This window comes from Patiriisocius hiemis, from assembly GCF_031846325.1.
GTDB classification, from domain to species: Bacteria; Bacteroidota; Bacteroidia; order Flavobacteriales; family Flavobacteriaceae; genus Patiriisocius_A; species Patiriisocius_A hiemis.
This window is the reverse complement of the sequence record NZ_JAVRHZ010000006.1, coordinates 35,774-60,755: the sequence shown is the minus strand read 5'-3', so window position 1 is coordinate 60,755 and position 24,982 is coordinate 35,774. Positions and strand designations below refer to the sequence as shown.

Genomic DNA, 24,982 nt, shown 5'->3' with positions numbered 1-24,982 from the left:
AGGTTAAAAAAATAAACAACGATAGATGAGTATTTCAAACTTTGTAGAAGAATTAAAATGGAGAGGGATGGTGCATGATGTAATGCCAGAAACCGAAACCCATTTACTAGAACAAATGAGAGCTGCCTATATAGGTTTTGACCCAACGGCAGACTCCTTACACATAGGAAATCTAGTTCCTATTATGTTACTTTCTTTCTATCAAAGAGCAGGACACAAACCTTATGCTTTGGTTGGTGGTGCAACTGGAATGATTGGAGATCCATCTGGAAAGTCTAGTGAACGTAATTTACTAGATGAAAAAACATTACGTCATAATCAAGAATGTGTTCGAAAACAGCTATCTCAATTTTTAGATTTTACTAGTGGTAAGCCTAATGAAGCTGTGATGGTTAATAACTATGACTGGATGAAGGAGTTTTCATTCTTAGATTTTATTCGTGATGTTGGAAAACATATTACTGTAAACTACATGATGGCAAAAGACTCTGTTAAAAACAGAATCTCTGGAGAAGACACGGAGGGTATGAGCTTTACAGAGTTTACCTACCAACTCGTACAAGGCTATGATTTTTTACACCTTTATAAAAATCACGATTGCACTTTACAAATGGGCGGGAGTGACCAATGGGGTAACATTACTACTGGTACCGAATTAATACGAAGAATAGGTGGTGGTAAAGGATATGCTTTAACATGCCCTCTAATTACTAAGAGTGATGGAAGTAAGTTTGGCAAAAGTGAAGGCGGAAATGTTTGGTTAGATGCAAAGCGAACCTCTCCTTATAAATTTTACCAATATTGGTTAAACACAAGTGATGAAGATGCCGCAAAGTATATTAAGATTTTTACTTTTTTGGATAAAGAGACTATTGAAGGGCTTATTACTGAACATGGAGAAGCACCACACACTCGTTTATTACAAAAAAGATTGGCACAAGAAGTTACCACGACTGTTCATGGCATTGAGGAATATGAAAAAGCAGTTGCTGCTTCTGGAATATTATTTGGCCGTTCTACTTCACAAGATTTAAAATCACTAGATGCCGAAACATTCCTGGATATTTTTGAAGGAGTGCCTCAAGCCGAAATAACTCGCCAAGAGATAGAAGAAGGAATAGATATTATTGGAGCACTTGCTGAAAAGACAGGTTTTTTAAAATCTAATGGAGAGGCTAGAAGAGCTTTAAAAGAGAATTCCATCTCTGTAAACAAAGAAAAAGTTACAGATAGCTATCGTGTTACAACTTCAGACTTGATTAATAATCAGTTTGTGCTATTACAAAGAGGAAAGAAAAATTATTTTATAATTAATGTAAAGTAGTGCTACAACTAAGACCCACTTGTGAAAATTGTAACAGGTCACTTCCGCCAGAAAGTACGGAAGCTTATATCTGTTCTTATGAGTGTACTTTTTGTGCCTCTTGTGTGGAAAATGTTTTGCATAATGTGTGTCCTAATTGTGGAGGCGGTTTTCAACAAAGACCAATTAGGCCTAAAGACGAATTAATGCGAAATCCAAGTAGTACTAATATTGTTTACAAGCCAATAAATCAAGAAAAGTTTAAAGTGCTTTTGGGAAAAAACAAAGATGTTTTACCAGAAGAGCGATAGTGGTCAAGTACTTCAGAAAGTAATTATATTAGTCCATTTCAAAATAAATAAAACTAAAACGGTAATTCCAGTACTTGCATAAATTACTGTTTGCCAGTAATAGAGTCTAGTGCTCCAAAGTTTCCATACCTTATTACCAGCTTGTTTTCTTGAATAAGAAGCTGTAAGCTTCCAAAACAGAAACCCTACGACTAGTAAAATTAATATGGCTAACATCCAAGTATTCACTATATCTATTTATTTGTAGTTGTCTTATTCTAAGATACAAAAAAATAAATAATACTCTGTAAAAGGTGAATGCTTAAGAAAAAAGAAAGCTCTCCTTTATGGAGAGCTTTCCAAATTAACTAACCAACCAATTATGAAAAGGGACTAATTGCCCTTCAGCACAATACTCTTCCAGTTTGCATCTGCTTCTTTTTGTAAAGCTTCTGCACCTTCCTCATTCCATTTTTCTAGGGTGTTGGTTCCCCAACTATTATAGAATAAGTATAATTTGTTATCTATTATTTGAAATGTCTTTGGATTTACACTTACCTTATCTCCTTTTAAAGCAATAGCATATGCACAGTACCCACCATATTGTGGAACATACATAGCTGGGTTTTCTAAAAAGGTTTTCTTGTTTTTATTATTTGAAAACTTATATTTTACACCTTCATAAGTTGCAGTATAAGTCTTATCTCCTTTTTCAGCAGTATTTGAAAAATAAGAAACTACATCGTATCCTTCTGCGGCATACCCTTTTTTAAGGTTAACATGCTCTTGCGAAAACGCAATAGTGCTAATAAAAAACAGTAATAATAAAATTTTCTTTTTCATAACATGATTTAAGTCGGTAGTATGTATACTTACTTACAAAAAGTTTGAAACTTCTGGATATGGTACCAAAGAGCTTACTAATAGCGCAATTCCATCTTTTACTATTAGGGTAATACTTATAAGTATTGCAACAACTAGTAAGGCAACCGAAGTGTTATTCTGTTTAATTTCTTGAAACTCATTAACTCCTCTGGTAAGTATTGAGAATAAGAAGAAAACGGACCCATTAATAAAAATTGCAATAATAAACCCTATTGCTAAATACAGCCCAGAATACCCCAAAATTGAGACTCCACTAATTGCTTCACTTTGTGTAACAGACAATCTTATAAGATTAGTAATTGATGGAACAATTTCGCTTAAAATTAAGCCGATAGAAAGTACAATTCCTGAGGTAAATATGGTAAAAGCCATATTATCCCCACGTAAGTCTTCTTTAGCAAAGAATAGTCTTTTTAAAATTTTATAGGATAGAAATATAATAACAACACTAGTTACAATGGCGAGAATTATTTCTATAATGGAAAGCACAAATAATTGAGTATTCATAATTTTTTTATTTACTGGTTAGTATAACATCCCAATGGACAACATCTTTAAAATTATATGGGAGAGTTCCTGCTTTATAATATTTTGCTGTGGTTTCCCATAGCAGGTATTTTTTACCGTTATATAATTTATAGGTTCCAGCCGCAGGAATATTAAGTCCTATAATAGAGTGTTTGTAAAAATCACTATTAAGTATTGCAACGTCATAATTAAAATGCTTTAAAATTGCATAAATAAGTACCGTTCTAGTGTCACAATCTCCTTTTAAGTTTTGTAGAAAAGCTATGGGTGTTTGTACACCATATAAAATTCCACCAATACAACACTCAGGACAGTCTTCAAGAATAGCTTTTATACTGTCTTCGTAGTAAGGTGCTGGTTGACATTCTTCTTGAAAAACAAAAGAGTAAGGGATATCTTGAATACAACTTACTACCATTTCTGCAAACTCCATTTGATTGAGTTTCTTTTCGAAATTTATTTTTTCAAAAGTATTTAAAACGAGGTCAAGGCTTGGAGTTTCGGTATAGTCAATATAATCGTACAAACCTCCCCAAAAGTTTTTGGTTTTTGTGTAATCGTATTTTGAGGTGTTTCCTTGTAACCTTAAAAAATCTCTTTCTCGTATGGTTAATGTTCCATTATAATTATTCCCGTAGTTGTCTTTCCATATTCTATTGCTTTGATATACAGGAACAGAATCGTTTTCTTCAAGGTAGTATACTTTTTTTACTCCTTCTGTTTCAGAAAATGTATGATTTGTTTCTTCAAAAGCTGGAAAAAGTGATCCTAAAAAACTGAAAAACACTTTAAAACCAAAAAGCAGAAATAGGATAATTATTCCATTTCTAAACATTGCTTTTTTATAGAGTCCGCTAGAAAGAATATTAACAAATAGCACAGATAAAAAAACGGCAATGGCAAGCGATATGTATGTAGAAAAATTTAAAATGGAGTGAATAAAAACAAACCCAACCAAACTAAATATGCCTGTGAGTATAAACCACAAGCATCCGTTTTTTTCTTTGATAGGAGCTTTTGTCATAAGACTAGTAAGTTGCAACCGCGTATATCGCTATCATCAAATCTACCCAAAATTTTAAAACTACCATCATGGTGTAATTTTCCTAAATCTTGAGTAGCTATAAAAGAGCAAGAATAGTAATTAGCAAGATCAATTACATTTAGTCCTCCAGTCTTATTTTCTACATAGGTTAAGGCATCTTCTGTGTCACGTGTTAACACCTTCATCCACGGTGGACAATTGTAAACTCCGTCACCTTTGGAATAGGCTTGAGAGAGTAGTTCTGTCATCCCATATTCACTATGTATTTTATTAACTCCAAACCCTTCTTTTAAAATTGTATGGAGTTCTTCTTTTATCATTTCTTTTCGTTTTCCTTTCATGCCTCCTGTTTCCATTACTATAGTATTCTTTAATTGTAACTTTTGTTTCTCTATAACATCTAGTAATGCGTAGGAGACCCCTAATAAAATTGTTTTTTTATTGCAGGCTTCAAGGGATTTAATTTTTAAAAGTAATTTATCTAAGTTGTTAAGATAAAAACCGCTGTCATTTGAGTGAGTTTCTTTTATCAAACGGTCAACCATATAAATTAAAGAAGAGCCTTCTCTTTCTAGATAGGAGGGTAATAAGGCTAGAATAACATAATCCTTAATATTACCATAGGTGTTAGTAAACCCTTTTAGAAAACTAGTTTCATATAATGTCGTAGATGCTACATGATGATTGCTAGTAATACTTCCTGTTGTTCCACTACTTGTAAAAGTGATTTTCGGTTTTTCTGAAGAAGAAATTACGTTATGACTTTTAAAAAACTGAATAGGTAAAAAAGGTATGTCCTTAATGTTTTTTACGCTTGAAGGGTTGATGTTTAAAAAGTCACAAAAGGTTCTGTAAGCTACTACATTTTTATACTGAAATTGAAATGTCTCTATAGCTGCGGCTGTAAATTGAGCTTCAGTAGTGATTTCAAATATAGAGTTTGGTAGCATGAAGATTTTTTCTGAAAAAAATTCATTCAAAAATAAGCAAATAAAAAAGCCTCTTTAAAAAAAGAGGCTTTTAAAAAATATGTTTTAAAAAATTACTTAATAACCAACTTTTTAGTTACTGAAGCATTTTCTTGTGTAATTTTTACTAAGTAAATACCGCTTGTTAAAGCAGATACATCTAATCTGTTTATGATAGAAGTATTAATTACTTGTTTTCCAATTACATTGTAAACAGCTACTTGGATTTCTCCTGTTGTTGAAGTAGACTCAATATTTACAAACCCTTGGTTTGTTGGGTTAGGGTACATAGTAAATCCTATAGTGTTTACATTATCAACTCCTAAAGTAACATCACTACTAGCTTCGTCTGCATTTCTTGATGTGATGTAGTAACCACCGTCATCTTCTCTTTCAGTAATAATACCAGTTATTAAAACTGCGTTTGCAGGAACATCACTTCCTATGTAGTTAACATCAAAGAAAGTAGTACGGAAATTAAAGCTTCCTCCAGCATTTGTTAATGGATAAACAGTTCCTACATCCCATGTAGAGCTAGCTGAGTTATCAATAGTTACCTCTTGTTGAATTTGAACTAACTCAGACTCGTAGTTACCAGGGTTAGCAGTTAGATCTGCCATACTTACAACTTGAGGATCAATTTGATTTCCTGTAGAAGAAGGAGTACCAGGGTCTAGTGTTGGTACAAACTGTAACATTCCGTTAAATGAACTAAGAGTACCTGTAATTCCTGAAATACCATCACCAAGCTCATAAGATGTTGTTATGTTTTCTCCACTATCGTCTATTAAAATAGCACCAGTTGCATCTTCAATAAACTTTTGATTTCTAAAATCTTGCTGGAATGTTAAAATAGCTTCACCAGTTAATGTGTAAACTTCACCTTCAAGAGAGCCTCTTAACGTTGCTATATCTGCTACGTTAGTTCCTGGATCACATGCTGGAGATGTAATAGTATTTGAAATATTACATAGTGCACTTGTTATAGTGTATGTAAAATCTGTTCCTTCGTTAACTCCAGAAATGATAATAGAACCAGAAGCTGTACTTGAAGGATTGTCACCAGAGACAGTACCCGCAGTAGTCACAATTGTATAAGTTTCTGTACCACCACCTGTAAAGTTTAACGTTGTAGTATAGGTATCTGTTCCTGCTGTTACAGCATCACAAGTTACATCGTCTACAAAAACACTTAGTGCACAAACTGTAGAGCAGTTAATATTTGTTGCTCTTAAGGTAGGAAGTCCAACACAATACGTTCCATCTGCAGGGTTTCTCTGAATAGATTCAGTATCCTTCATACCGTTTGCATTTTCGTCATACTGAACAGTTTCACCAAGAGCTGTTAAAAGATCTGTATCATCAGGATCTCCAGTTCCATAAACTAACGCATCAATTAAATTTGTGTTTGTTACTGGCGTACCGTTTGGAAAATTTGCTGCATTGTCTTGATAAATTGCTATAGCATCTGCTCCATTTTGTATAGTGTTGTCAGGTCCTAAAGGGATATCAACACCAGGTACAGCATCACTACCTATAATTAAATATCCGTTTCCATCTGTTGTAAATCCAGATAAGTCTACAGTAGTATAACTCTCATCACTTGAACCATTATATAAAACAACTATATACCCGTTAAGGTTAAAATTTGGAGTATCAGAAAGTAGTTCAATAAATTCTGTTGTATCAGTACTAGTTTGGTCTGCATCAACCTCATTGATAACAATTTGACCAAAAGAAAAGCTAGCAGTTAAAAGTGCTAGTAAAAGTGTAATTTTTTTCATTCTAATTAATTTAAATTTTTTGCAGGGCAAATATACGTAAACAAATGGGCTTTTTTTACTACGGTTAAGTCTTTTATCAACAGTTTAACGATATGGTAACATTCACTAAGTTAAGCTGTTGTATTTTGTGGGCTATTATGTTACTAGAGGGTTAACAATTCTAGTTTAGTAACAATATTTAAAGTTGATTTAATATTATATTTGTAACACAACAAAATGGCTAATACTTTCCAAATATGAAAAAGAAAGACACCAAAATATTACTAGTTGATGATGAGCCTGATATCCTTGAAATTGTAGGCTACAACCTAACTTCAGAAGGATACAAAGTAACTACTGCTGAAAATGGAATTGAAGCGATCTCAATAGCTAAAAAATTAAAACCACATCTTATTATTCTTGATGTGATGATGCCAGAAATGGATGGTATTGAAGCTTGTGAAAAACTAAGAGCAATCCCAGACTTATCTGAAACTGTTATCACCTTTTTAACAGCAAGAGGTGAAGATTATTCTCAAGTTGCAGGTTTTGACGCAGGTGCAGACGATTATATAACTAAACCTGTAAAGCCAAAGGTATTAGTAAGTAAAGTAAAGGCGCTTTTAAGAAGGTTTAAGGAACCTTTAGAAGAAACAGCCAATATTAAACTTGGAAACCTCGTAATTAATAGAGAGGAGTACAAAATTATAAAAGGTAAAAAAGAAATGGTTTTGCCTAGAAAAGAATTTGAGCTACTTGCTCTTTTAGCATCTAAACCTGGAAAAGTATTTAAAAGAGAAGATATTTTGGACAATGTATGGGGCAATGAAGTTGTAGTTGGTGGGAGAACAATAGATGTCCACATAAGAAAGCTTAGAGAAAAAATAGGAGATGAGAAATTTAAAACTGTAAAAGGAGTTGGATATAAGTTTGTTGTTTAATGAATATAAACTATAAAAAAACATACCGTTTTGCGGGTTATACATCTTCTGCGATAACTATACTTTTAACACTCGCCATGAGTGTTTTTTTTTATTTTCAAGCCTCCCTCAACTGGTGGCTTTTAGTTGGATTTGCTGTATTATGTTATGTTTTTTGTTTTTTTATCATCCAGTACAGAGTCCAACGCTTTGTTTATAAAAGAGTTCAGAAAATTTATGACGATGTAAACTTATTAGAGTCCTCTAATTTAAGCTCTCGAATAACTACAGATATGGATACGCTTACAAAAGAAGTAGAGCGCTTTGCCGAAAATAAAAAACTTGAGATAGAAGCTTTAAAAATTAGAGAGAATTACCGTAAAGAGTTTATTGGTAATGTTTCACATGAGTTAAAAACACCACTTTTTACTGTTCAAGGTTATATTTTAACGCTTTTGGATGGTGCTATGAAAGATAAATCTTTAAGAAAAAAATATCTTCAACGAGCAAATAAAGGAGTAGAGCGATTAATTTATATTATAAAGGATCTTGATATGATTACCAAGCTTGAAGTAGGTGATCTTAACTTAAATGAAGAAGATTTTAATATTATAGAATTAGTCCAAAATGTATTTGATCTTATTGAAATGAAGGCTGCAAAGAAAAACATTACGCTAACTTTTGATAAAGATTATGAGGATAGCATTTTTGTCCATGCAGATAGAGAGCGTATCCAGCAAGTGCTAACTAATTTAGTAGTAAATTCAGTTAAATACGGAAAAGAGGACGGTACTATTGAAGTTAGTATTGAAGACTTAATAAAAAACAAAGTAATTGTTCGAGTTACAGATAATGGAGAAGGAATTGCAGAAGAAAATATTTCTAGATTGTTTGAACGTTTTTACAGAGTTGATAAAAGTGGCTCTAGAAAAGAAGGGGGTAGTGGCCTGGGACTTTCAATAGTTAAACATATTGTGGAAGCTCATAATGAAAAAATTTACGTTGAAAGTCAACTAGGAGTCGGTTCAGAGTTTTCATTCACTCTCGAAAAGTCTGAATAGTTTTTTGAAGTCTTGCCTTTTAGATAATTCACCTAGGCCTTTGTAGGCAATTATTTTTTTTAATTTTTTTTCTGAAAACTTATGTTGTTTACAAGAAGGAGCAATTCCTTGTTCTTTTAACTTTTTGGCAAGATATTCCTGTTCGTATTGACCAGGAGTAGGGATAAAAAAGGCTTTTTTACCCATTGCTGCTAGATCCATAATGGTAGTGTAACCCGATCTTGAAATTACAAGTTTACTCTCGTTTATAGTTTGTTCTAAATCATTGCTAAGTAAAAAATTAATAATTGTGATGTTGCCTTTTACAGTTTTTGTTTGTTTTTCCTCTAGTACACCTTGAACAAGAATTATTTTTTTTCTACTCCCAAATAATGTGCCTATTAATTTTTCTTCAAGCATTGTGCGTTGAGGTTCAGGCCCAGATAGTAAAATAAGAATGTCATATTTACTATCCATCTTTTTAGCTTGCATTCTACTTAAAGGGCCTATATATTTTATTGGAAATTTTGGATTCTGTAGGTGTCCAAGTTTTCCACTTAGATTAATGACATCATCTACGTCTGGCACCCAACATTCAGTAAACTTTTTAATTACTTTTTGGTGCATGAAACTAGTAAACTTTGTTGTAGTACCAGAAAGCACCTTTAATTGATGTGTTATAAATATCGAGGGTATTTTTTTATTCCTAACTCCTAATCTATTATCACTTATAATTCCATGAATGCGACCTTCAGCAACAAGCTTTTTAATTACATTTTTTTCTTCGCTAATAGTTTTTTGAATATGCGGAAGTTTAACTAATATTTTCCATTTAAAGTTTACTCCGTTTTTAGGGTATGTAATATTATAGGGCGGTAATTCTATGCTTTCAAGTTCAGGAAATTCTTTTTTCAATAATAAAAGTGCTCCACCGTCACTTGCAATAATAACATTGTAATTATGAAATAGTAAGCCTTTAATGATAGGAATACAACGAGTAGCATGACCTAAGCCCCAATGTAATGGTGCAACTAGTATGGTTTTTTGGGAAGTCATAAAAACAAAGGTATAGATTATAATTTCCGAAGACTATTTCCGTAATTTTACCAAATAGTTATCTAATATTAAATAGTCACATTTGTGGGGAGTAAAAATAAATTAAAACGATTTAAAGAAAACGATTCTTTTAAGAATGTAGTACAACCTACGCGAGAAGAAGTGTTTTCAAATAGTTTAAGATTAAAAGGCAATTGGAGAGCAAATTTTTTTAAAAATGAAAACCCTATCGTTTTAGAACTGGGCTGTGGTAAGGGGGAGTACTCTGTTAACTTAGCCAGAAAATATCCTAATAAAAACTTCCTAGGTATAGATATTAAAGGAGCTCGATTTTGGAGAGGCGCAAAAACTGCACTTGAAGAAAATCTTGAAAATGTTGGTTTTCTTCGTACTCAAATTGAATTAATAGACCACTTATTTGATGAAAATGAAGTTGATGAAATTTGGATTACTTTTCCTGACCCACAAATTAAATACACACGCACAAAACATAGGTTAACCAATCAAGATTTTTTAAAAAAGTATAAAACTATTTTAAAGCCTGATGGTTTTGTTAACCTTAAAACCGATAGTGAGTTTATGCATGGTTACACATTAGGGTTACTACATGGACTTAATGAACCTATTGAGTACGCACACCACGATGTATATGGAAATGACCATTCTCCAGAAGAAGTAACTTCCATACAAACCTATTACGAAAGCCAATACTTAGAGGTTGACAAGAAAATTACATACGTAAAGTTCTCATTTCGTTCTAGATAATTTCTGTATATTTAGCTAGTAATCAACCTTCATGTCCTTACTACTCAACTTTTGTATTGGTTATATTGCAGCGTTAATAGGTGTTATTCCACCAGGATTACTCAACATGTCTGCTGCAAAAATTAGTATGAAAGAAGGACGAAAGAAAGGGCTTCTTTTTTCAGTAGGAGTTTGTATAACAGTTTTTATTCAGACTTTTTTAGCCTTAGTTTTTGCTAGATATCTTGATATGCATCCAGAAATTGTAGGGTTGCTACAACAAGTTGCTTTAGGTATATTTATTTGTATTACTATTTACTTTTTTTTTATAGCCAAAGATACCAGAAGACAAGTTCCTAAAGATGTAAATAAATCTACTACTAATAGAATTTTTTCAGGTATTTTACTAGCAGCGCTCAATGTACTTCCTCTTCCGTATTGGGTATACATTAGCATTACTTTTGCTGGCTTTGGTTGGTTTAAGTTTACGCAACCTCACTTATGGATAGCTGTAATAGCATCAGTGTTTGGAACATTTACAATGCTTGCAATCTATGTTCAGTTTTTTAAGAGAAAAGAAGAACGTGGTCCTTCAAAATGGAATATGAATTATATAATAGGCGCCATTACCGCTATTATATCTGTGATTACTGCATTCAAAATTTTTCAGGATGTCTAGTGGTTTTTTTAAGAAAGTTCATGAAGTTGCAAAACTAATTCCTCATGGAAGGGTAACTAGTTATGGTGCTATAGCAAAATACCTAGGGGCTCCCGGAAGTGCTCGTATGGTTGGTTGGGCTATGAATGCTTCTGGTAAAGATCCTGATGTTCCAGCACATAGAGTAGTTAATAGAAAAGGGTTACTTACAGGAAAACACCATTTTAATGGAACAAACTTAATGCAGCAATTGCTAGAGTCCGAAGATGTAGAGGTTTTTGAAAACCAAATTCAAAATTTTGATACACTTTTTTGGGACCCTATGAAAGAGTTATGACAACACTTTTTTTAAATCTTCAGTAGACTTATTGCACAATAAATCATTTCAATCAACTTGCTTTAAAATCAAAGTGCTAACTCGTATATTTGTACTTTAGAATCATTCTTAATATTGGTTATTGATTTATGAAGTTAAACAAGCAAGAAATTCTTAAGTCTCTAGAGACTATTACCATTGCTGGTGAAGGAAAAAACATGGTGGAAAGTGGCGCCGTTACTAATGTCATGACCTTTGCAGATGAGGTGGTGGTAGATATAACAATGTCAACTCCAGCTATGCATATAAAAAAGCGAGCAGAAAAAGATATTGTAGAGACAATACATAAAAATATAGATAAAGAGGCAAAAGTGCAGGTTAACATAAAAGTAGAAGCTCCTGCAAAGCCAAAAAACCCTAACTTAATTAAAGGGAAGCCAATCCCTGGAATTAAAAATATAATTGCCGTAGCTTCTGGAAAAGGAGGTGTAGGGAAATCTACAGTAACTGCAAATGTAGCAGTAACACTATCCAAAATGGGCTTTAAAGTTGGTATCCTGGATGCAGATATATATGGTCCTTCCATTCCAATAATGTTTGACGTGGCTCAAGAACGCCCTCTTTCAGTAAACATAGATGGAAAAAGTAAAATGAAGCCTATTGAAAGCTATGGAGTAAAAGTACTTTCCATAGGGTTCTTTACTCAACCTAATCAAGCAGTAATCTGGAGAGGTCCCATGGCTGCCAAAGCATTAAACCAATTAATATTTGATGCTGCTTGGGGAGAACTTGATTTTATGCTTTTGGATTTACCGCCAGGTACAGGAGATATACATCTAAGTATTATGCAATCTCTACCCATCACAGGGTCTGTTATTGTAAGTACCCCGCAAACGGTAGCACTATCAGATGCTAGAAAAGGAGTTGCAATGTTTCAACAAGAAAACATTGACGTTCCTGTTTTAGGGATTATTGAAAATATGGCATATTTTACACCAGAAGAATTGCCAGAGAATAAATATTACATTTTTGGGAAGGAGGGCGCAAAACATCTTGCTGAAGACTTACAAGTACCATTCTTAGGAGAGGTGCCCCTCGTACAAAGCATACGAGAAGCAGGAGATGCAGGAAGACCTGCAGCTATGCAAACTGCTACCGCAACAGAAATAGCTTTTGAAGAAATTACAAAAAATGTTGTTTCTGAAACTGTAAAAAGAAATGAAACATTACCTCCTACCGAAGCTATAAAAATAACAACTATGGCAGGTTGTAGCGCAGTAAAAAAATAATATGACAGCACAAGAATTACAAACTAAAGTAGAGATTGCTCTCGATGAAATCCGCCCATTTCTTCAAAGCGATGGAGGCGATATTTCACTATTAGCCATTGAAGATGGTGGAACTACCGTAAAAGTACAACTTGAAGGGGCTTGCGTGGGTTGTTCAGTAAACCAAATGACTCTAAAAAGTGGTGTAGAAATGACCATAAAAAAACATGCACCACAGGTTGAAAATGTAATTAATGTTGAAGCATAGTTTATGATTACCACAGACATCTTGATAATTGGAGCAGGACCAACAGGTCTTTTTACTGTTTTTGAAGCTGGACTATTAAAACTAAAATGCCACCTAATAGATGCACTTCCGCAACCAGGGGGGCAATGCAGCGAAATTTACCCAAAAAAACCTATTTACGATATTCCAGCTTTTCCAGAAATTTTAGCTGGAGATTTGGTTGCCAATTTGATGAGGCAAATTGAGCCTTTTCAACCTGGATTTACTTTGGGAGAACGTGCACAAACTATAGATAAACAAGAGGATGGAAGCTTCATAGTCACTACTAATAAAGGAACAAAGCATCACGCTCCAGTAATTGCTATTGCTGGTGGCCTTGGCAGTTTTGAACCTAGAAAACCACCCATTTCAACTATCGCTGCCTATGAAGATAAAGGGGTCGAATACATTATTAGAGACCCTGAAGTATACAGAGGTAAAGACGTTATAATAGCTGGTGGTGGTGATAGTGCACTAGATTGGAGTATTTTTTTAACAGATGTAGCTTCTTCAGTAACATTAATTCATAGAAGAAATGAGTTTAGAGGGGCTTTAGATTCTGTTGAAAAAGTACAAGACCTAAAAAATGAAGGAAAGATTAGTTTAATTACTCCAGCTAATGTGATAGACATTTATGGTGAAGGAAAAGTAGAAGGAGTTACTATAAAAAGGGGAGCAACTTCTTTTAATCTAGCTTGTGATCATTTTGTGCCATTATTCGGTTTATCCCCAAAACTAGGCCCTATCGCAGATTGGGGGTTAGAGATTGAGAAAAATGCAATCAAGGTAGATAATACATTAGATTACCAAACAAATATACCGGGTATTTATGCCATCGGAGATGTAAATACATATCCTGGGAAATTAAAATTGATACTTTGTGGTTTTCATGAAGCTACGTTAATGTGTCAAAGTGCTTATCAACGTATATTTCCAGACAAAAGATACGTTATGAAGTACACTACAGTTGGCGGAGTAGAAGGGTTTGATGGAAGTAAAAAAGAAGCACCTAAAGCAGTTATAAAGAAAATAGAATAGTTTTTTGAAAGATATAACTATACATATTAAGGATAGAGAAGGAAATAACCATACTATTCAAGCTCCAACAGATATGAATATGAATTTGATGGAGGTCATAAAATCTTATGAGCTTGCATCAGAAGGAACTATTGGAGTTTGTGGAGGTATGGCAATGTGTGCATCATGCCAATGCTATATTGAAAGTGAGCATGAATTGCCAGAAATAAGTGATGCTGAAAATGCTATGCTTGCTGAAGCTTTTTATGTAGAAAATAATAGTCGCTTAGGTTGTCAAATTTTTATTTCTGAAAACTTAGATGGGTTGTCAATTACTCTTGCACCAGAAGAATAATCACTCTGTTTTATAATCACTTATTTTTTGTGGTCCTTCTAAAAGTACTCGTATTACTTTGAGTGTTCCACTTTCGGTAGTGGCTATTTGCCACTTTATTAGAGAAATAGTTCCTTTTTCAATCTCTAGACCTGTAATGCTTCTAGGATGAACACAACTACCATCATTAAAATAAGCAATATCTCCTGGTTCTGGAAAGCGGGGTCTATGTGTATGTCCTGTAATTGTAAAGGTGTTTTTGTTTTCAATAATCCATCGTTTAGTACGTCGTTCTACTTTTATCAATTCTTTAAAATTCTTAGCTGGACTTGTAGGGTCACCAATGCCAAATATTTGTAACTGTCGCCACAAAGCCCTTACCATAAATCTATTAAATTTCCACCCTCTATAATTCCACCAATCTGCTTGATGGCCATGCATCATAAAAATTTCCTGCTTTGTTTCTTCATGTTCTAAGACAAGGCCTTCATTAAAAGTAACATTAGGAAATAGTGGCTTGTCTTTGCCAGTAACTTTGTCAAAATAGGAGTACAAATGCTTCTCTACATATTTTTGGTTACGATACACCATATCGTGGTTTCCAAGAAGCCTATAGAGTCTTCCTTCTTTAAAGAAAAGCTGTAAAACTTCAAATACATTTTTATGTGCTTCAAGAATGGATTTGAATTCTAAATTTTCCCAAAGTTCGTCACCATCCCCTAATTCACAGTAAGTATAACCAGAGTTGTAATAGTGTTTTAGAGCATGAAAATATACATTACGATTATTTGCAAAATCATCTGCGAAGCTATTGTCTCCCCTATGGCAGTCACTAAATACTATAAATTTAGAAGCATCATTAAAAGAAATGCGTTTCGCATTTTTATAAGCATTTGTAATTCTAGTTTTTGAAGACATCTAGCATTTCTTTGCTTATAAAGATACAACTTTGGTTAATTTTTATATTGGTTTTGGCTCTAATAACTCGTCTAGAATACCATCCCATAATTGTTCTCTTGCATGTAATGAGGCTACTACAATATGTTCTACTTCCCTCCATTTTTTTCTGTCATTTCCACAAAGTTGCTCTACCATTTGTAATGCCATGGGTCCGTGTTCATCTCCATCCAGCTCAATATGTCTGTCAAAATAATACTTAAAATTTGACAAGTCTTTTTCGGGAAAGTTTTCTTGAATGTTTTTAATTATAACACTAAACATATCTGGGATTAAATCTTCTCTGCCAAAAGTAAAAGCAGCTGCAATCTCGTGCATTTTCCCTTTTTTTATGGTATTGAATGTAAAGTTTAGAAAAGTGACAATAGCTTTTGGAAGCTTAGATTTTTCAATTGCTTTAAAGATGTTTTTTTCAGTTTCAATAGCGATAAGTAAATTATCTATTTTTAAAGTACTTGCTTCTGCTTTTTTCATAGCATCTAAGTACATTTCAAAATGACTTTGACGTTTTCCATCTTTATTTATGTCGGTTTCTTCTGCAAGTACAATTTCATTAATAAGATAACGAGTTTCTGGGTTTCCAATGGGTTTCCAGGGTGCTGTTGTACAAGTAAGCCCTTGTTGCAATGCCTTAAGTAAAGACATAAAATCCCATACTGCAAAAACATGAAACTCCATAAAGGTTTGTAAGTCTAGTGGAGTCTTAATTTCTGAATATAAGGGATGTTCTAAGAGTGTATTTCGGTATCCTTTTATCTTGCTTTCAATTTGGGAAATCATAGAATTTTTTTACAAAAATAAAAAGGCTTTACCAATTTGATAAAGCCTTTAAGATAAGTTTAAAACAAGTTTTAATTGCTTACTAATACTCCGTTTCGATAGTTATGAGGATACCTAAAAATTATAATGTTTTTTCGCATGAATGCCCCGTGAGTTTGTTCCGGGCCAATTTACTTAAAAGCATTAAGGCCTGTGATATCAAGTCCTGTTATAAGTAAATGAATATCATGAGTGCCTTCATAGGTAATTACACTTTCTAGATTCATAGAGTGACGCATTATGCTGTATTCTCCAGTTATACCCATTCCTCCAAGCATTTGTCTAGCTTCACGAGCAATGTTTATTGCCATCTCTACGTTGTTGCGCTTTGCCATAGATATTTGAGCAGAGGTTGCTTTGTCTTCATTTTTAAGTTGCCCAAGACGTAGTGCAAGTAGTTGTGCTTTTGTGATTTCGGTAATCATTTCAGCTAGTTTTTTTTGTTGTAACTGAAAAGCTCCAATTGGTTTCCCAAATTGAATTCTCTCTTTACTGTAACGTAATGCTGTATCGTAGCAATCCATAGCTGCTCCAATAGCTCCCCATGCAATACCAAACCTAGCAGAATCAAGACACCCAAGCGGTGCTCCTAATCCTGATTTATTTGGGAGTAAATTTTCTTTAGGCACTTTTACATCTTGAAATATAAGCTCTCCAGTTGCACTAGCACGTAGTGACCATTTATTATGCGTTTCTGGAGTACTAAAACCTTCCATGCCTCTTTCAACAATAAGCCCGTGAATACGTCCTTCTTCATTCTTTGCCCAGACTACGGCAACATTACAAAATGGAGAATTAGATATCCATAATTTGGCTCCATTTAAAAGATAATGGTCTCCCATATCTTTAAAATTGGTAACCATGCCACCAGGATTACTTCCATGATCTGGTTCTGTAAGTCCAAAAGACCCCATCCATTCTCCTGTAGCAAGTTTTGGCAAGTATTTTTTACGTTGTTCTTCTGTTCCATATTTCCAGATAGGATACATAACTAACGAAGATTGAACCGAAGCTGTAGAACGCACTCCGCTATCTCCACGCTCAATTTCCTGCATGATTAAACCGTACGATATTTGATCTAATCCAGAACCACCGTACTCTGTTGGGATATAAGGTCCAAAAGCACCAATTTCTGCCAATCCCGGAATAATAGATTTCGGAAATTCGGCTTTTTGAGCTGCTTCTTCTATAATAGGAGAAACATCTCTTTTAACCCAAGCACGTGCTGCATCTCGTATAAGTTTATGTTCTTCGGTTAGTAAGTCATCAATATTGTAATAATCTGGAGCTTCAAATAGATCTGGCTTCATGGCTAATTTTTTTAGAAAGTCTTACAAATGTAAAAATCGCAATGAGAATGACCTACATTTTCAAATAAAAATTGGACACTATTTTTTGATATTCAGTAGTGTATTGATGTCTTTCGGTTTCAATTACTAGTGTTTCAATTTGTGGGGCTTGTTTTTTAAAAGAAAAAAGAATCATACTTCTTTTTATTTCGGCACTAGGTCTTCCTTTTACGCGACAAATTTTAAGTGGGTAAAGATTGCTTTCAGAAGCTAATTGAATAAAGTGATCTTCTTCTTTTTTAGGAATTATTACTGAAAAACATCCATCGTCTTCGAGAAGATGGGATGCGCACACAAGTAAATGCTTAAAGGGCAATGCATCTTCAAAACGCGCAGTATCACGACTTAAACTTTCAGTTTTAAAAGTATCTCTGTAAAAAGGAGGGTTTGAAATGATGAGGGTATACTTTTCATCAATTTCACTTGCAAATTCCTGAACAGAGGCATGATAACAAAACAGTCTATCTGTCCAAGGCGACGCTTCAAAATTTTGAGTACATTGTTCATGAGCAAGATCGTCAATTTCAATGGCATCAATAGTTTGTGCACCACAGCGTTGCGCCATTTGGAGTGATATAACACCTGTTCCGGCACCAATATCTAGGATGCTATCTGTATGCTTTGCAATAGGAGTCCATGCACCAAGTAGCACTCCATCTGTGCCAATTTTCATGGCACATTTGTCTTGATGAATTATAAATTGTTTGAATTTGAAGGATTGTGACATCTATAAATATAATTCAATCAATCCTTCAGGAACTTGCAACGTTATTTCTTTAGATTTCCTGTTAAGATTGACAATAAATTCGTCATTAATAGGGATAAGAATTTCTTTTTCATCTTTTTCGATAACAAATAAATGCTGTGCTGTATTATCATTTACACCAATAATGGTACCCACTTCTCCAAATGAGATATCTGTTACAGTAAAACCTATAATTTCATGGTAGTAAAATTTGTTGCCAGTTAGGGGAGGTAAAAACTGAAGTGGTAAATACAACTCTTTTCCTAGTAGAGCATCTGCATCAGCTTCGTTTTCTACTTCTTCAAATTGTACCCTAAGAAGTGACGATTTGTGAAGGGAACTTGTTTCAATAAAAAATGGAATCAGATTTTTGTGTTGTTCCACAAAAACAGATTCCATTTCTAAAAATTGTTCGGGGTCATCAGTATCAAGCTTGATAAGTAACTCTCCCTTAAAACTATATTTTTTAACGATTTTGCCAACGAAGAAACAGTCCTTCTTTTGCATCGTTATAAAATTTATTCTTCTTCTTTTGCAGCTTCAGCAGCTGGAGCTTCTTCAGTTGCATTCTCTAAAACTTCATCGGTAGCTTCACTTTCAGCAGCAGCTTCTTCAACTTCAGGAGTAGCTTCGGCAATTCTAGCTTCATTAACAGCTTTTTCAGCCGCTAATGCTTCTTCTTTTGCTTTTTGCTTCGCATCAGATAATTTAGACTCTTTTGCTGCTACTTTCTTAGCTTTTTCTTCAACCCAAGCATTGAATTTTTCTTCTGCTTGTTCTTCGGTTAATGCTCCTTTTGCAATTCCTCCTGCAAGGTGATGCTTTAGCATAGCTCCTTTGTAAGATAAAATAGCTCTAGCAGTATCTGTAGGCTGTGCTCCATTTTGTAGCCACTTTACAGCACCATCAATATCAAGTTCTATTTTTGCTGGGTTAACATTTGGATTGTAGCTACCTATTTTGTCTAAGTATTTACCATCTCTTTTAGCACGACTATCTGCGGCTACTATCCAGTAATAAGGCTTTCCTTTCTTACCGTGTCTTTGTAATCTAATCTTTACGGGCATATCAATTAATTTTAAAGGTTCCCGACCTTGGTTATAATTTATTTATTATTATTCCGTTTAAGGAGGGCGCAAAGATACTATATTTTTTTAATTGAAATTACAAAGATTACAATTTTTCTTTTACATTTGTGAATTAACAGTTGATCCCCAGTCACTATGAAACAGATAATTACGCTCCTACTTTTAGTTACTGTCTTTACTTCCTGTGAAGAGAATATTCAAGACAATACTCCTGCTATGCAAGGGTCTATTAATGAAGAATTTTTTAGAGCAAATGATTCAAGAGGAACACTCAATGAAGACGGAAGTTTTTTAATTCAAGGAATTAACGGTGTTGAAACAATGACACTTCGTCTTAGAGAGTTTAGAAGAACAACGTATCAATTAGGAGGTAATTCTTCAAATTATGCCACCTTTGAAGATAAAAATGGAAACGTATATTCTACAGACCCGTTAGGCTCTGGAGAAATTGTGTTGAGGTCGCCTTCAACAGTTGAGTCTGGTCTTGCTTATGGTGATTTTAAATTTATGGCGGTTAGACCTGGGATTGATACAATATTTGTAGATAAAGGCTTCTTCTTTGAAGTCCCTTTTGGTAATGGTGAAGATGACGACGATACTGTTAATGCAGGCTCGTTTGTTGCAGATATAGACGGGGTTACTTTTAATCCTTTTACTGTTTCTGCAGTAGATACAGGAAACTCCATTGTTATTCTTGCTTCTACTAGTAATATTAATATTACAATAAGTGTCCCAAATGATGTAACTCCTGCTAATTACTCATTACCCATGACTGGTTTTACTGCAACTTATGCAGATGGTACTATAACCGAATCTGCTAATAGCGGAACAATCATTGTCTTAGAGCATGATACAGCTACAAATGAAATAAAGGGGACTTTTGCCTTTGAAACAGATTCTAAATCTATTTCTCTAGGACAATTCAACGTAGTTTATTAAAAAAGTTAGCATAGCAATAGTTAACAACTCTTAACAACTTTACTTCCTTGTATAGTTGTGTTTTTTTACTTTTACTAGGTAAGCTTTGCCACCTTTTCTGGCATTCTAATTCTATTACATGTACTTAATTTTTGATACCGAAACAACGGGTCTTCCTAAACGTTGGGATGCTCCTGTAACAGATACAGATAACTGGCCTAGATGTATCCAGATTGCTTGGCAATTACATGATAACATGGGTAATGTTATTGAGCATCAAGACTACCTTGTAAAACCAGAAGGTTTTAATATACCTTATGACGCCGAAAAAATTCATGGTATCTCTACTGAGTTGGCTGAACAACAAGGAATATCTTTGAGAGAAGTTGCAGTTGCCTTTAAAGAAGCGCTCTCTAAAACCAAATTTATAGTAGGGCAAAATGTTGGTTTCGATGTCAATATAATGGGAACAGAGTTTCATAGGTTAGGACTTGAAAATTCATTGCCCTCATTACCTGTTTTAGATACTTGTACCGAAACTACTGCACAATTATGTCAATTACCAGGGGGTAGAGGTGGTAGGTTTAAACTACCAACACTTACTGAGTTACATGAGTTTTTATTTAAACAGCCCTTTGCTGAAGCCCACAATGCTACTGCAGATGTTGAAGCAACCACACGCTGCTTTCTTGAGTTAGTTCGAAGGAATATTTTTACTGCTCAAGAGCTAGATGTTCAACCTGACTATTTCGAAAAGTTTAGAGAAAATAACCCTAACGAAATTGAACTAATAGGGTTAGAACATATTAACTTAAAAGCAGCTTCAGAAAAAATTAGAAAATCTTTTGAGGCAGCTCAAGAAGCGCAAGAACTTTCAAAAGAGGAGAAACAAGATAATATAGAGATACTGCAAGAAGCACCTTTTGCGCATCTACATAACCATTCTCAATTTTCAATCCTGCAATCCACATCATCAACCCAAGATTTAGTAAATGCTGCTGTAAAGTATAATATGCCTGCAGTTGCATTAACAGATAGTGGGAACATGATGGGAGCATTTCATTTTGTAAGAGCTGTTAATAATTACAACGCATCCCTTGCTGAAGAAGAAAAAGAGAAATCTATTAAAGCTATTGTTGGTTGTGAGTTCTTTGTTTGTGAAGACCACACAAATAAATCGCATAAGGACAATGGCTATCAAATGGTATTTCTTGCTAAGAACAAAAATGGGTATCATAACCTAGCAAAAATGTCTTCTATTGCTTATACAGATGGGTTTTACTATGTTCCGCGAATCGATAAAAAAGTAATTGAGCAGTATAAAGAAGATATTATTGTTTTAACAGGTAGTTTGTATGGGGAAATAGCAAGCAAAGTTTTAAATATTGGTGAGAAACAAGCAGAAGAGGCCTTAGTATGGTGGAAAGAACATTTTGGTGATGATTTATACATGGAAATCATGCGTCATGAACAAGAAGATGAAAGAAGAGTAAATACAGTTCTTGTTGACCTCGCAAAAAAGTTTGAAATAAAAATAGTTGCATGTAATAACACCTATTATATAGATAAAGAAGATGCAAATGCGCATGATATTTTACTTTGTGTAAAAGATGGTGAGAAACAAGCAACACCTATAGGGAGAGGGAGAGGTTATCGCTATGGACTTCCTAATCAAGAATACTATTTTAAATCACAAGAGGAAATGAAAACGCTCTTTGCAGATTTACCAGAAGCTATAGAAAATATTGCTGAAGTTGTCTCAAAGATTGATCCTTTTACATTAGCTCGTAAAGTATTACTACCTAATTTTTCAATTCCTGAAGAATTTTTAAACCCGGAAGATGCCGATGGTGGAAAGAGAGGGGAGAATGCCTATTTAAAACATCTTACCTATAAAGGAGCAGAAAAGCGCTATACAGAGATTACCGAAGACATTAAGCAACGTCTTGACTTTGAACTCGAAGTTATTGCCAATACAGGATACCCGGGCTACTTTTTAATTGTGCAAGACTTTATTGCAGAAGCCCGTAAGATGGGAGTTTCAGTAGGACCTGGACGTGGTTCTGCTGCAGGAAGTGCTGTTGCATATTGCTTAGGGATTACTAATATAGACCCTATTGAATACGATTTGCTTTTTGAGCGATTTTTAAATCCAGACCGTGTTAGTATGCCAGATATTGATATCGATTTTGATGATGAAGGTAGAAGCAAAGTAATGGATTATGTAATTGAAAAGTACGGAAGCAATCAAGTAGCTCAAATAATTACCTATGGTACTATGGCAGCTAAATCCTCTATTCGAGATACAGCTAGAGTGTTAGATTTGCCCTTAAATGATGCCGATAGGATTGCTAAACTTATTCCAAATATGACTAAGCTCAATAAAATTTTTGGATTAAGTGATCAAGAACTTCGTGGTAAATTTAGAAGTGATGAACTGCCAAAAGTAAACGAGCTTTTAAACTTAAGTGAGGGTGAAGACTTGGAAGCACAAACCATAAATCAAGCAAAAATACTAGAAGGGTCAGTACGTAATACTGGAATACATGCTTGCGGTGTAATTATTACGCCAGATGATATTACCAATTTTGTCCCTGTTGCCACAGCAAAGGATAGTGACCTATATGTTACCCAGTTTGACAACTCTGTTGTAGAAAGTGCAGGGCTATTAAAAATGGATTTTTTAGGGCTTAAAACGCTTACCCTTATTAAGGATACAGTAAAGCTTGTAAAACATAAACACAATATTGACTTAGATCCTGATGCTTTTCCTCTAGATGATGAAGAAACATACGCATTGTTTCAAAGAGGAGAGACAGTTGGGATATTTCAATATGAATCTGCAGGAATGCAGAAGTATATGAAGGAATTAAAACCCACGGTTTTTGCAGATTTAATAGCGATGAATGCTCTTTATAGACCAGGTCCTTTAGAGTATATCCCTAGTTTTATTAAGCGAAAAAATGGAGAGGAAGATATAGACTACGACCTCCCAGCGATGGAAGAATACCTTAAAGAAACTTATGGTATTACGGTATATCAAGAGCAAGTGATGTTGTTATCTCAAAAACTAGCTGGCTTTACTAAAGGTGAAGCAGATGTGTTGCGTAAAGCAATGGGAAAAAAACAAAAAGCAGTACTTGATAAAATGAAACCTCAATTTATCGAGCAAGCTGCTGCCAAAGGTCATGATTCTGAAAAGTTAGAAAAAATATGGAAAGACTGGGAAGCGTTTGCGAGTTATGCATTTAACAAGTCACACTCAACTTGCTATGCTTGGATTGCTTACCAGACTGCTTATTTAAAAGCACATTATCCTGCAGAGTACATGGCGGCTGTTCTATCAAATAATATGAACGATATTAAACAAGTTACTTTCTTTATGGAAGAATGTAAACGTATGGGTGTTGAGGTTTTAGGGCCAGATGTAAACGAATCGTTTTATAAATTTACTGTAAATGATAAAGGGGCAATTCGTTTTGGAATGGGGGCAATAAAAGGTGTAGGAGGAAATGCTGTTGCAACTATTGTAGAGCATAGAAAAGATGGAAAATATAGATCAATATTTGATTTAGCAAAGCGAATAGACCTGCGCTCAGCAAATAAAAAAGCATTTGAAAACTTAGCACTTGCAGGTGGTTTTGATAGCTTTGATACACATAGAGCACAGTACTTACATGACGAAGGTGATGGTGTTATGTTTCTTGAAAAAGTATTGCGATATGCTTCAAAATACCAAGAAACACAAAACTCGTCACAAGTAAGTTTGTTTGGAGATGCAAGTGAGGTGCAAATTCCAGAACCAGAAGTTCCTCCTTGCGAAGAGTGGGGCACAATGAAAAAGCTAAAACTTGAAAAAGAAGTAGTTGGAGTTTATATTTCTGGCCATCCCCTTGATGACTTTAAAATTGAAATGAAAAACTTTACAAACTGTAAAGTGGCAGACTTTAATGAATTAGAGAAGTTTGTAAATAGAGAGTTATGTTTTGGTGGGATTGTAAGTGATGTTCAACATAGGGAGTCTAAAGCAGGAAAAGGCTGGGCTATTTTTACTGTTGAAGATTATGAAGATAGTTATGAGTTTAAAATTTTTGGGGAAGAGTATTTAAAGTGGAGACACTTTTTAATCCCCAACAACTTTGTTTATGGACGGGTATTTGTAAAAGAAGGATGGGTAAATAGAGATACTGGAAAAAAAGGAGACCCAAGGTTGCAATATAACCATATGCAGTTGTTGCATGATGTAATGGATAACCAAGCAAGAAAGCTCACCTTACAGATACCAATTGAAAAACTTGCTAATACTACTGTGGAAGACTTAAAAGACCTCTTTAAAACTTACAAGGGCGATAAACAACTACACTTTACTATTTACGAAGTTGAAAACAAAGTGAAATTGAGTATGCCTAGCCGAAAGACCAAAATTAATATTTGCAAGGAGCTATTGGATGAATTAAATGAGCAAAATGTAAAATATAAATTGAATTAAGGTTACGTTTCGGGCAGGGATAGTAGCGGCATCCTTTTTGTCTCCTTGAGCGCAGTCGAAAGGTCTTTGACTAAAAGATACAGCGAATAGCCCGGTGACATTGTTTTTAATGGTAGCTCGCATAATTATAATAAATAATACTATCAAGCTTTCTAATACTTTGATTGTAAGGTTTGGAACAAATTTTGACTACTTT

General features: G+C 34.3%; 26 protein-coding genes. 13 read left to right on the top strand and 13 right to left on the bottom strand.

Annotated elements, in window-relative coordinates; all coding sequences use genetic code 11:
* Positions 1-25: 25 nt before the first annotated feature.
* Together tyrS and RM538_RS10260 are read left to right on the top strand one after the other, a co-directional pair.
* On the top strand, positions 26-1,324 hold the full coding sequence (tyrS, locus tag RM538_RS10265) for a tyrosine--tRNA ligase (RefSeq protein ID WP_311333341.1): 1,299 nt from the start codon (positions 26-28) through the stop codon (positions 1,322-1,324).
* Positions 1,324-1,614, top strand: a complete 291-nt coding sequence (locus RM538_RS10260) for a DUF1272 domain-containing protein (RefSeq protein ID WP_311333340.1) — start codon at positions 1,324-1,326, stop codon at positions 1,612-1,614. Before tyrS ends, RM538_RS10260 begins: the two co-directional genes overlap by 1 nt.
* Positions 1,615-1,626: 12 nt before the next feature.
* Here the strand turns inward: RM538_RS10260 and RM538_RS10255 are convergent, their stop codons facing one another.
* The 6 genes from RM538_RS10255 to RM538_RS10230 form a co-directional block, all read right to left on the bottom strand.
* A complete protein-coding gene (locus tag RM538_RS10255; RefSeq protein ID WP_311333339.1) occupies positions 1,627-1,830 on the bottom strand; it encodes a hypothetical protein in 204 nt (67 codons plus the stop codon).
* A gap of 156 nt (positions 1,831-1,986) precedes the next feature.
* A complete protein-coding gene (locus tag RM538_RS10250) occupies positions 1,987-2,436 on the bottom strand; it encodes a YHS domain-containing (seleno)protein (RefSeq protein WP_311333338.1) in 450 nt (149 codons plus the stop codon).
* A gap of 33 nt (positions 2,437-2,469) precedes the next feature.
* A complete protein-coding gene (locus tag RM538_RS10245; protein WP_311333337.1) occupies positions 2,470-2,985 on the bottom strand; it encodes a DUF350 domain-containing protein in 516 nt (171 codons plus the stop codon).
* Positions 2,986-2,992: 7 nt separating this feature from the next.
* Positions 2,993-4,030, bottom strand: a complete 1,038-nt coding sequence (locus RM538_RS10240; protein ID WP_311333336.1) for a hypothetical protein — start codon at positions 4,028-4,030, stop codon at positions 2,993-2,995.
* Positions 4,027-5,001, bottom strand: a complete 975-nt coding sequence (locus tag RM538_RS10235; protein WP_311333335.1) for a LuxE/PaaK family acyltransferase — start codon at positions 4,999-5,001, stop codon at positions 4,027-4,029. Before RM538_RS10235 ends, RM538_RS10240 begins: the two co-directional genes overlap by 4 nt.
* A 92-nt stretch (positions 5,002-5,093) precedes the next feature.
* Positions 5,094-6,803, bottom strand: a complete 1,710-nt coding sequence (locus tag RM538_RS10230) for a T9SS type A sorting domain-containing protein (protein WP_311333334.1) — start codon at positions 6,801-6,803, stop codon at positions 5,094-5,096.
* A 236-nt stretch (positions 6,804-7,039) separates the two neighbouring features.
* Here RM538_RS10230 and RM538_RS10225 point away from each other — a divergent pair, with 236 nt between their 5' ends.
* Both RM538_RS10225 and RM538_RS10220 read left to right on the top strand, forming a co-directional pair.
* Positions 7,040-7,723 carry a response regulator transcription factor gene (locus RM538_RS10225; RefSeq protein WP_311333333.1) on the top strand — a complete coding sequence of 228 codons (684 nt, stop codon included), beginning with the start codon at positions 7,040-7,042 and terminating at the stop codon, positions 7,721-7,723.
* Entirely contained in the window at positions 7,723-8,763 is a 1,041-nt protein-coding gene (locus tag RM538_RS10220) for a sensor histidine kinase (RefSeq protein WP_311333332.1), read from the top strand. Before RM538_RS10225 ends, RM538_RS10220 begins: the two co-directional genes overlap by 1 nt.
* Here RM538_RS10220 and RM538_RS10215 read toward each other — a convergent pair.
* Positions 8,737-9,798, bottom strand: a complete 1,062-nt coding sequence (locus tag RM538_RS10215; RefSeq protein WP_311333331.1) for a glycosyltransferase — start codon at positions 9,796-9,798, stop codon at positions 8,737-8,739. The two genes, RM538_RS10220 and RM538_RS10215, sit on opposite strands and share 27 nt — an antisense overlap.
* A gap of 84 nt (positions 9,799-9,882) precedes the next feature.
* On the opposite strand from RM538_RS10215, the gene trmB reads away from it, so the two are divergent.
* From trmB to RM538_RS10180, 7 genes are all read left to right on the top strand, one after another.
* The gene (gene trmB, locus RM538_RS10210) at positions 9,883-10,563 is read left to right on the top strand and encodes a tRNA (guanosine(46)-N7)-methyltransferase TrmB (RefSeq protein WP_311333330.1); all 681 of its coding nucleotides are present in this window, start codon (positions 9,883-9,885) and stop codon (positions 10,561-10,563) included.
* A gap of 31 nt (positions 10,564-10,594) precedes the next feature.
* A complete protein-coding gene (locus RM538_RS10205; protein ID WP_311333329.1) occupies positions 10,595-11,221 on the top strand; it encodes a LysE family transporter in 627 nt (208 codons plus the stop codon).
* Positions 11,214-11,537, top strand: coding sequence for an MGMT family protein (locus RM538_RS10200; protein WP_311333328.1), 324 nt, complete (start codon positions 11,214-11,216; stop codon positions 11,535-11,537). The genes RM538_RS10205 and RM538_RS10200 overlap by 8 nt, the downstream gene beginning before the upstream one ends.
* 128 nt (positions 11,538-11,665) lie before the next feature.
* Positions 11,666-12,805, top strand: coding sequence for an Mrp/NBP35 family ATP-binding protein (locus RM538_RS10195; RefSeq protein WP_311333327.1), 1,140 nt, complete (start codon positions 11,666-11,668; stop codon positions 12,803-12,805).
* 1 nt (position 12,806) lies between these two features.
* Complete coding sequence (locus tag RM538_RS10190) at positions 12,807-13,052, top strand: NifU family protein (protein WP_311333326.1); 246 nt, start codon at positions 12,807-12,809, stop codon at positions 13,050-13,052.
* Between the two features lie 3 nt (positions 13,053-13,055).
* Entirely contained in the window at positions 13,056-14,108 is a 1,053-nt protein-coding gene (locus tag RM538_RS10185; protein ID WP_311333325.1) for an NAD(P)/FAD-dependent oxidoreductase, read from the top strand.
* Between the two features lie 4 nt (positions 14,109-14,112).
* Positions 14,113-14,442, top strand: coding sequence for a 2Fe-2S iron-sulfur cluster-binding family protein (locus RM538_RS10180; protein ID WP_311333324.1), 330 nt, complete (start codon positions 14,113-14,115; stop codon positions 14,440-14,442).
* Here RM538_RS10180 and RM538_RS10175 read toward each other — a convergent pair whose 3' ends face one another.
* The 6 genes from RM538_RS10175 to RM538_RS10150 all read right to left on the bottom strand — a co-directional run bounded on the left by RM538_RS10175 (position 14,443) and on the right by RM538_RS10150 (position 19,358).
* The gene (locus tag RM538_RS10175) at positions 14,443-15,339 is read right to left on the bottom strand and encodes a metallophosphoesterase family protein (RefSeq protein WP_311333323.1); all 897 of its coding nucleotides are present in this window, start codon (positions 15,337-15,339) and stop codon (positions 14,443-14,445) included.
* Positions 15,340-15,381: 42 nt separating this feature from the next.
* A complete protein-coding gene (locus tag RM538_RS10170) occupies positions 15,382-16,158 on the bottom strand; it encodes a DUF3050 domain-containing protein (protein ID WP_311333322.1) in 777 nt (258 codons plus the stop codon).
* Positions 16,159-16,328: 170 nt separating this feature from the next.
* A complete protein-coding gene (locus tag RM538_RS10165; RefSeq protein WP_311333321.1) occupies positions 16,329-17,507 on the bottom strand; it encodes an acyl-CoA dehydrogenase family protein in 1,179 nt (392 codons plus the stop codon).
* A 52-nt stretch (positions 17,508-17,559) separates the two neighbouring features.
* A complete protein-coding gene (locus RM538_RS10160) occupies positions 17,560-18,219 on the bottom strand; it encodes a tRNA1(Val) (adenine(37)-N6)-methyltransferase (protein ID WP_432279807.1) in 660 nt (219 codons plus the stop codon).
* A gap of 54 nt (positions 18,220-18,273) precedes the next feature.
* The gene (gene rimM, locus RM538_RS10155) at positions 18,274-18,798 is read right to left on the bottom strand and encodes a ribosome maturation factor RimM (RefSeq protein ID WP_311333319.1); all 525 of its coding nucleotides are present in this window, start codon (positions 18,796-18,798) and stop codon (positions 18,274-18,276) included.
* Positions 18,799-18,809: 11 nt separating this feature from the next.
* Complete coding sequence (locus RM538_RS10150) at positions 18,810-19,358, bottom strand: 30S ribosomal protein S16 (protein WP_311333318.1); 549 nt, start codon at positions 19,356-19,358, stop codon at positions 18,810-18,812.
* A gap of 156 nt (positions 19,359-19,514) precedes the next feature.
* On the opposite strand from RM538_RS10150, the gene RM538_RS10145 reads away from it, so the two are divergent.
* Entirely contained in the window at positions 19,515-20,318 is an 804-nt protein-coding gene (locus RM538_RS10145) for a DUF6252 domain-containing protein (protein ID WP_311333317.1), read from the top strand.
* A 118-nt stretch (positions 20,319-20,436) separates the two neighbouring features.
* A complete protein-coding gene (dnaE, locus tag RM538_RS10140; protein ID WP_311333316.1) occupies positions 20,437-24,786 on the top strand; it encodes a DNA polymerase III subunit alpha in 4,350 nt (1,449 codons plus the stop codon).
* The last annotated feature ends 196 nt before the right edge of the window (positions 24,787-24,982 follow it).

What these genes read in the sequence shown, in the direction of transcription:
- tyrS (WP_311333341.1), top strand. Translation starts at nt 26, where the DNA reads ATGAGTATTTCAAACTTTGTAGAAGAATTAAAATGGAGAGGGATGGTG.
- RM538_RS10255 (WP_311333339.1), bottom strand. Translation starts at nt 1,830, where the DNA reads ATGTTAGCCATATTAATTTTACTAGTCGTAGGGTTTCTGTTTTGGAAG.
- RM538_RS10250 (WP_311333338.1), bottom strand. Translation starts at nt 2,436, where the DNA reads ATGAAAAAGAAAATTTTATTATTACTGTTTTTTATTAGCACTATTGCG.
- RM538_RS10245 (WP_311333337.1), bottom strand. Translation starts at nt 2,985, where the DNA reads ATGAATACTCAATTATTTGTGCTTTCCATTATAGAAATAATTCTCGCC.
- RM538_RS10240 (WP_311333336.1), bottom strand. Translation starts at nt 4,030, where the DNA reads ATGACAAAAGCTCCTATCAAAGAAAAAAACGGATGCTTGTGGTTTATA.
- RM538_RS10235 (WP_311333335.1), bottom strand. Translation starts at nt 5,001, where the DNA reads ATGCTACCAAACTCTATATTTGAAATCACTACTGAAGCTCAATTTACA.
- RM538_RS10230 (WP_311333334.1), bottom strand. Translation starts at nt 6,803, where the DNA reads ATGAAAAAAATTACACTTTTACTAGCACTTTTAACTGCTAGCTTTTCT.
- RM538_RS10225 (WP_311333333.1), top strand. Translation starts at nt 7,040, where the DNA reads ATGAAAAAGAAAGACACCAAAATATTACTAGTTGATGATGAGCCTGAT.
- RM538_RS10220 (WP_311333332.1), top strand. Translation starts at nt 7,723, where the DNA reads ATGAATATAAACTATAAAAAAACATACCGTTTTGCGGGTTATACATCT.
- RM538_RS10215 (WP_311333331.1), bottom strand. Translation starts at nt 9,798, where the DNA reads ATGACTTCCCAAAAAACCATACTAGTTGCACCATTACATTGGGGCTTA.
- RM538_RS10205 (WP_311333329.1), top strand. Translation starts at nt 10,595, where the DNA reads ATGTCCTTACTACTCAACTTTTGTATTGGTTATATTGCAGCGTTAATA.
- RM538_RS10200 (WP_311333328.1), top strand. Translation starts at nt 11,214, where the DNA reads ATGTCTAGTGGTTTTTTTAAGAAAGTTCATGAAGTTGCAAAACTAATT.
- RM538_RS10195 (WP_311333327.1), top strand. Translation starts at nt 11,666, where the DNA reads ATGAAGTTAAACAAGCAAGAAATTCTTAAGTCTCTAGAGACTATTACC.
- RM538_RS10190 (WP_311333326.1), top strand. Translation starts at nt 12,807, where the DNA reads ATGACAGCACAAGAATTACAAACTAAAGTAGAGATTGCTCTCGATGAA.
- RM538_RS10185 (WP_311333325.1), top strand. Translation starts at nt 13,056, where the DNA reads ATGATTACCACAGACATCTTGATAATTGGAGCAGGACCAACAGGTCTT.
- RM538_RS10175 (WP_311333323.1), bottom strand. Translation starts at nt 15,339, where the DNA reads ATGTCTTCAAAAACTAGAATTACAAATGCTTATAAAAATGCGAAACGC.
- RM538_RS10170 (WP_311333322.1), bottom strand. Translation starts at nt 16,158, where the DNA reads ATGATTTCCCAAATTGAAAGCAAGATAAAAGGATACCGAAATACACTC.
- RM538_RS10165 (WP_311333321.1), bottom strand. Translation starts at nt 17,507, where the DNA reads ATGAAGCCAGATCTATTTGAAGCTCCAGATTATTACAATATTGATGAC.
- RM538_RS10160 (WP_432279807.1), bottom strand. Translation starts at nt 18,219, where the DNA reads ATGAAAATTGGCACAGATGGAGTGCTACTTGGTGCATGGACTCCTATT.
- rimM (WP_311333319.1), bottom strand. Translation starts at nt 18,798, where the DNA reads ATGCAAAAGAAGGACTGTTTCTTCGTTGGCAAAATCGTTAAAAAATAT.
- RM538_RS10150 (WP_311333318.1), bottom strand. Translation starts at nt 19,358, where the DNA reads ATGCCCGTAAAGATTAGATTACAAAGACACGGTAAGAAAGGAAAGCCT.
- RM538_RS10145 (WP_311333317.1), top strand. Translation starts at nt 19,515, where the DNA reads ATGAAACAGATAATTACGCTCCTACTTTTAGTTACTGTCTTTACTTCC.
- dnaE (WP_311333316.1), top strand. Translation starts at nt 20,437, where the DNA reads ATGTACTTAATTTTTGATACCGAAACAACGGGTCTTCCTAAACGTTGG.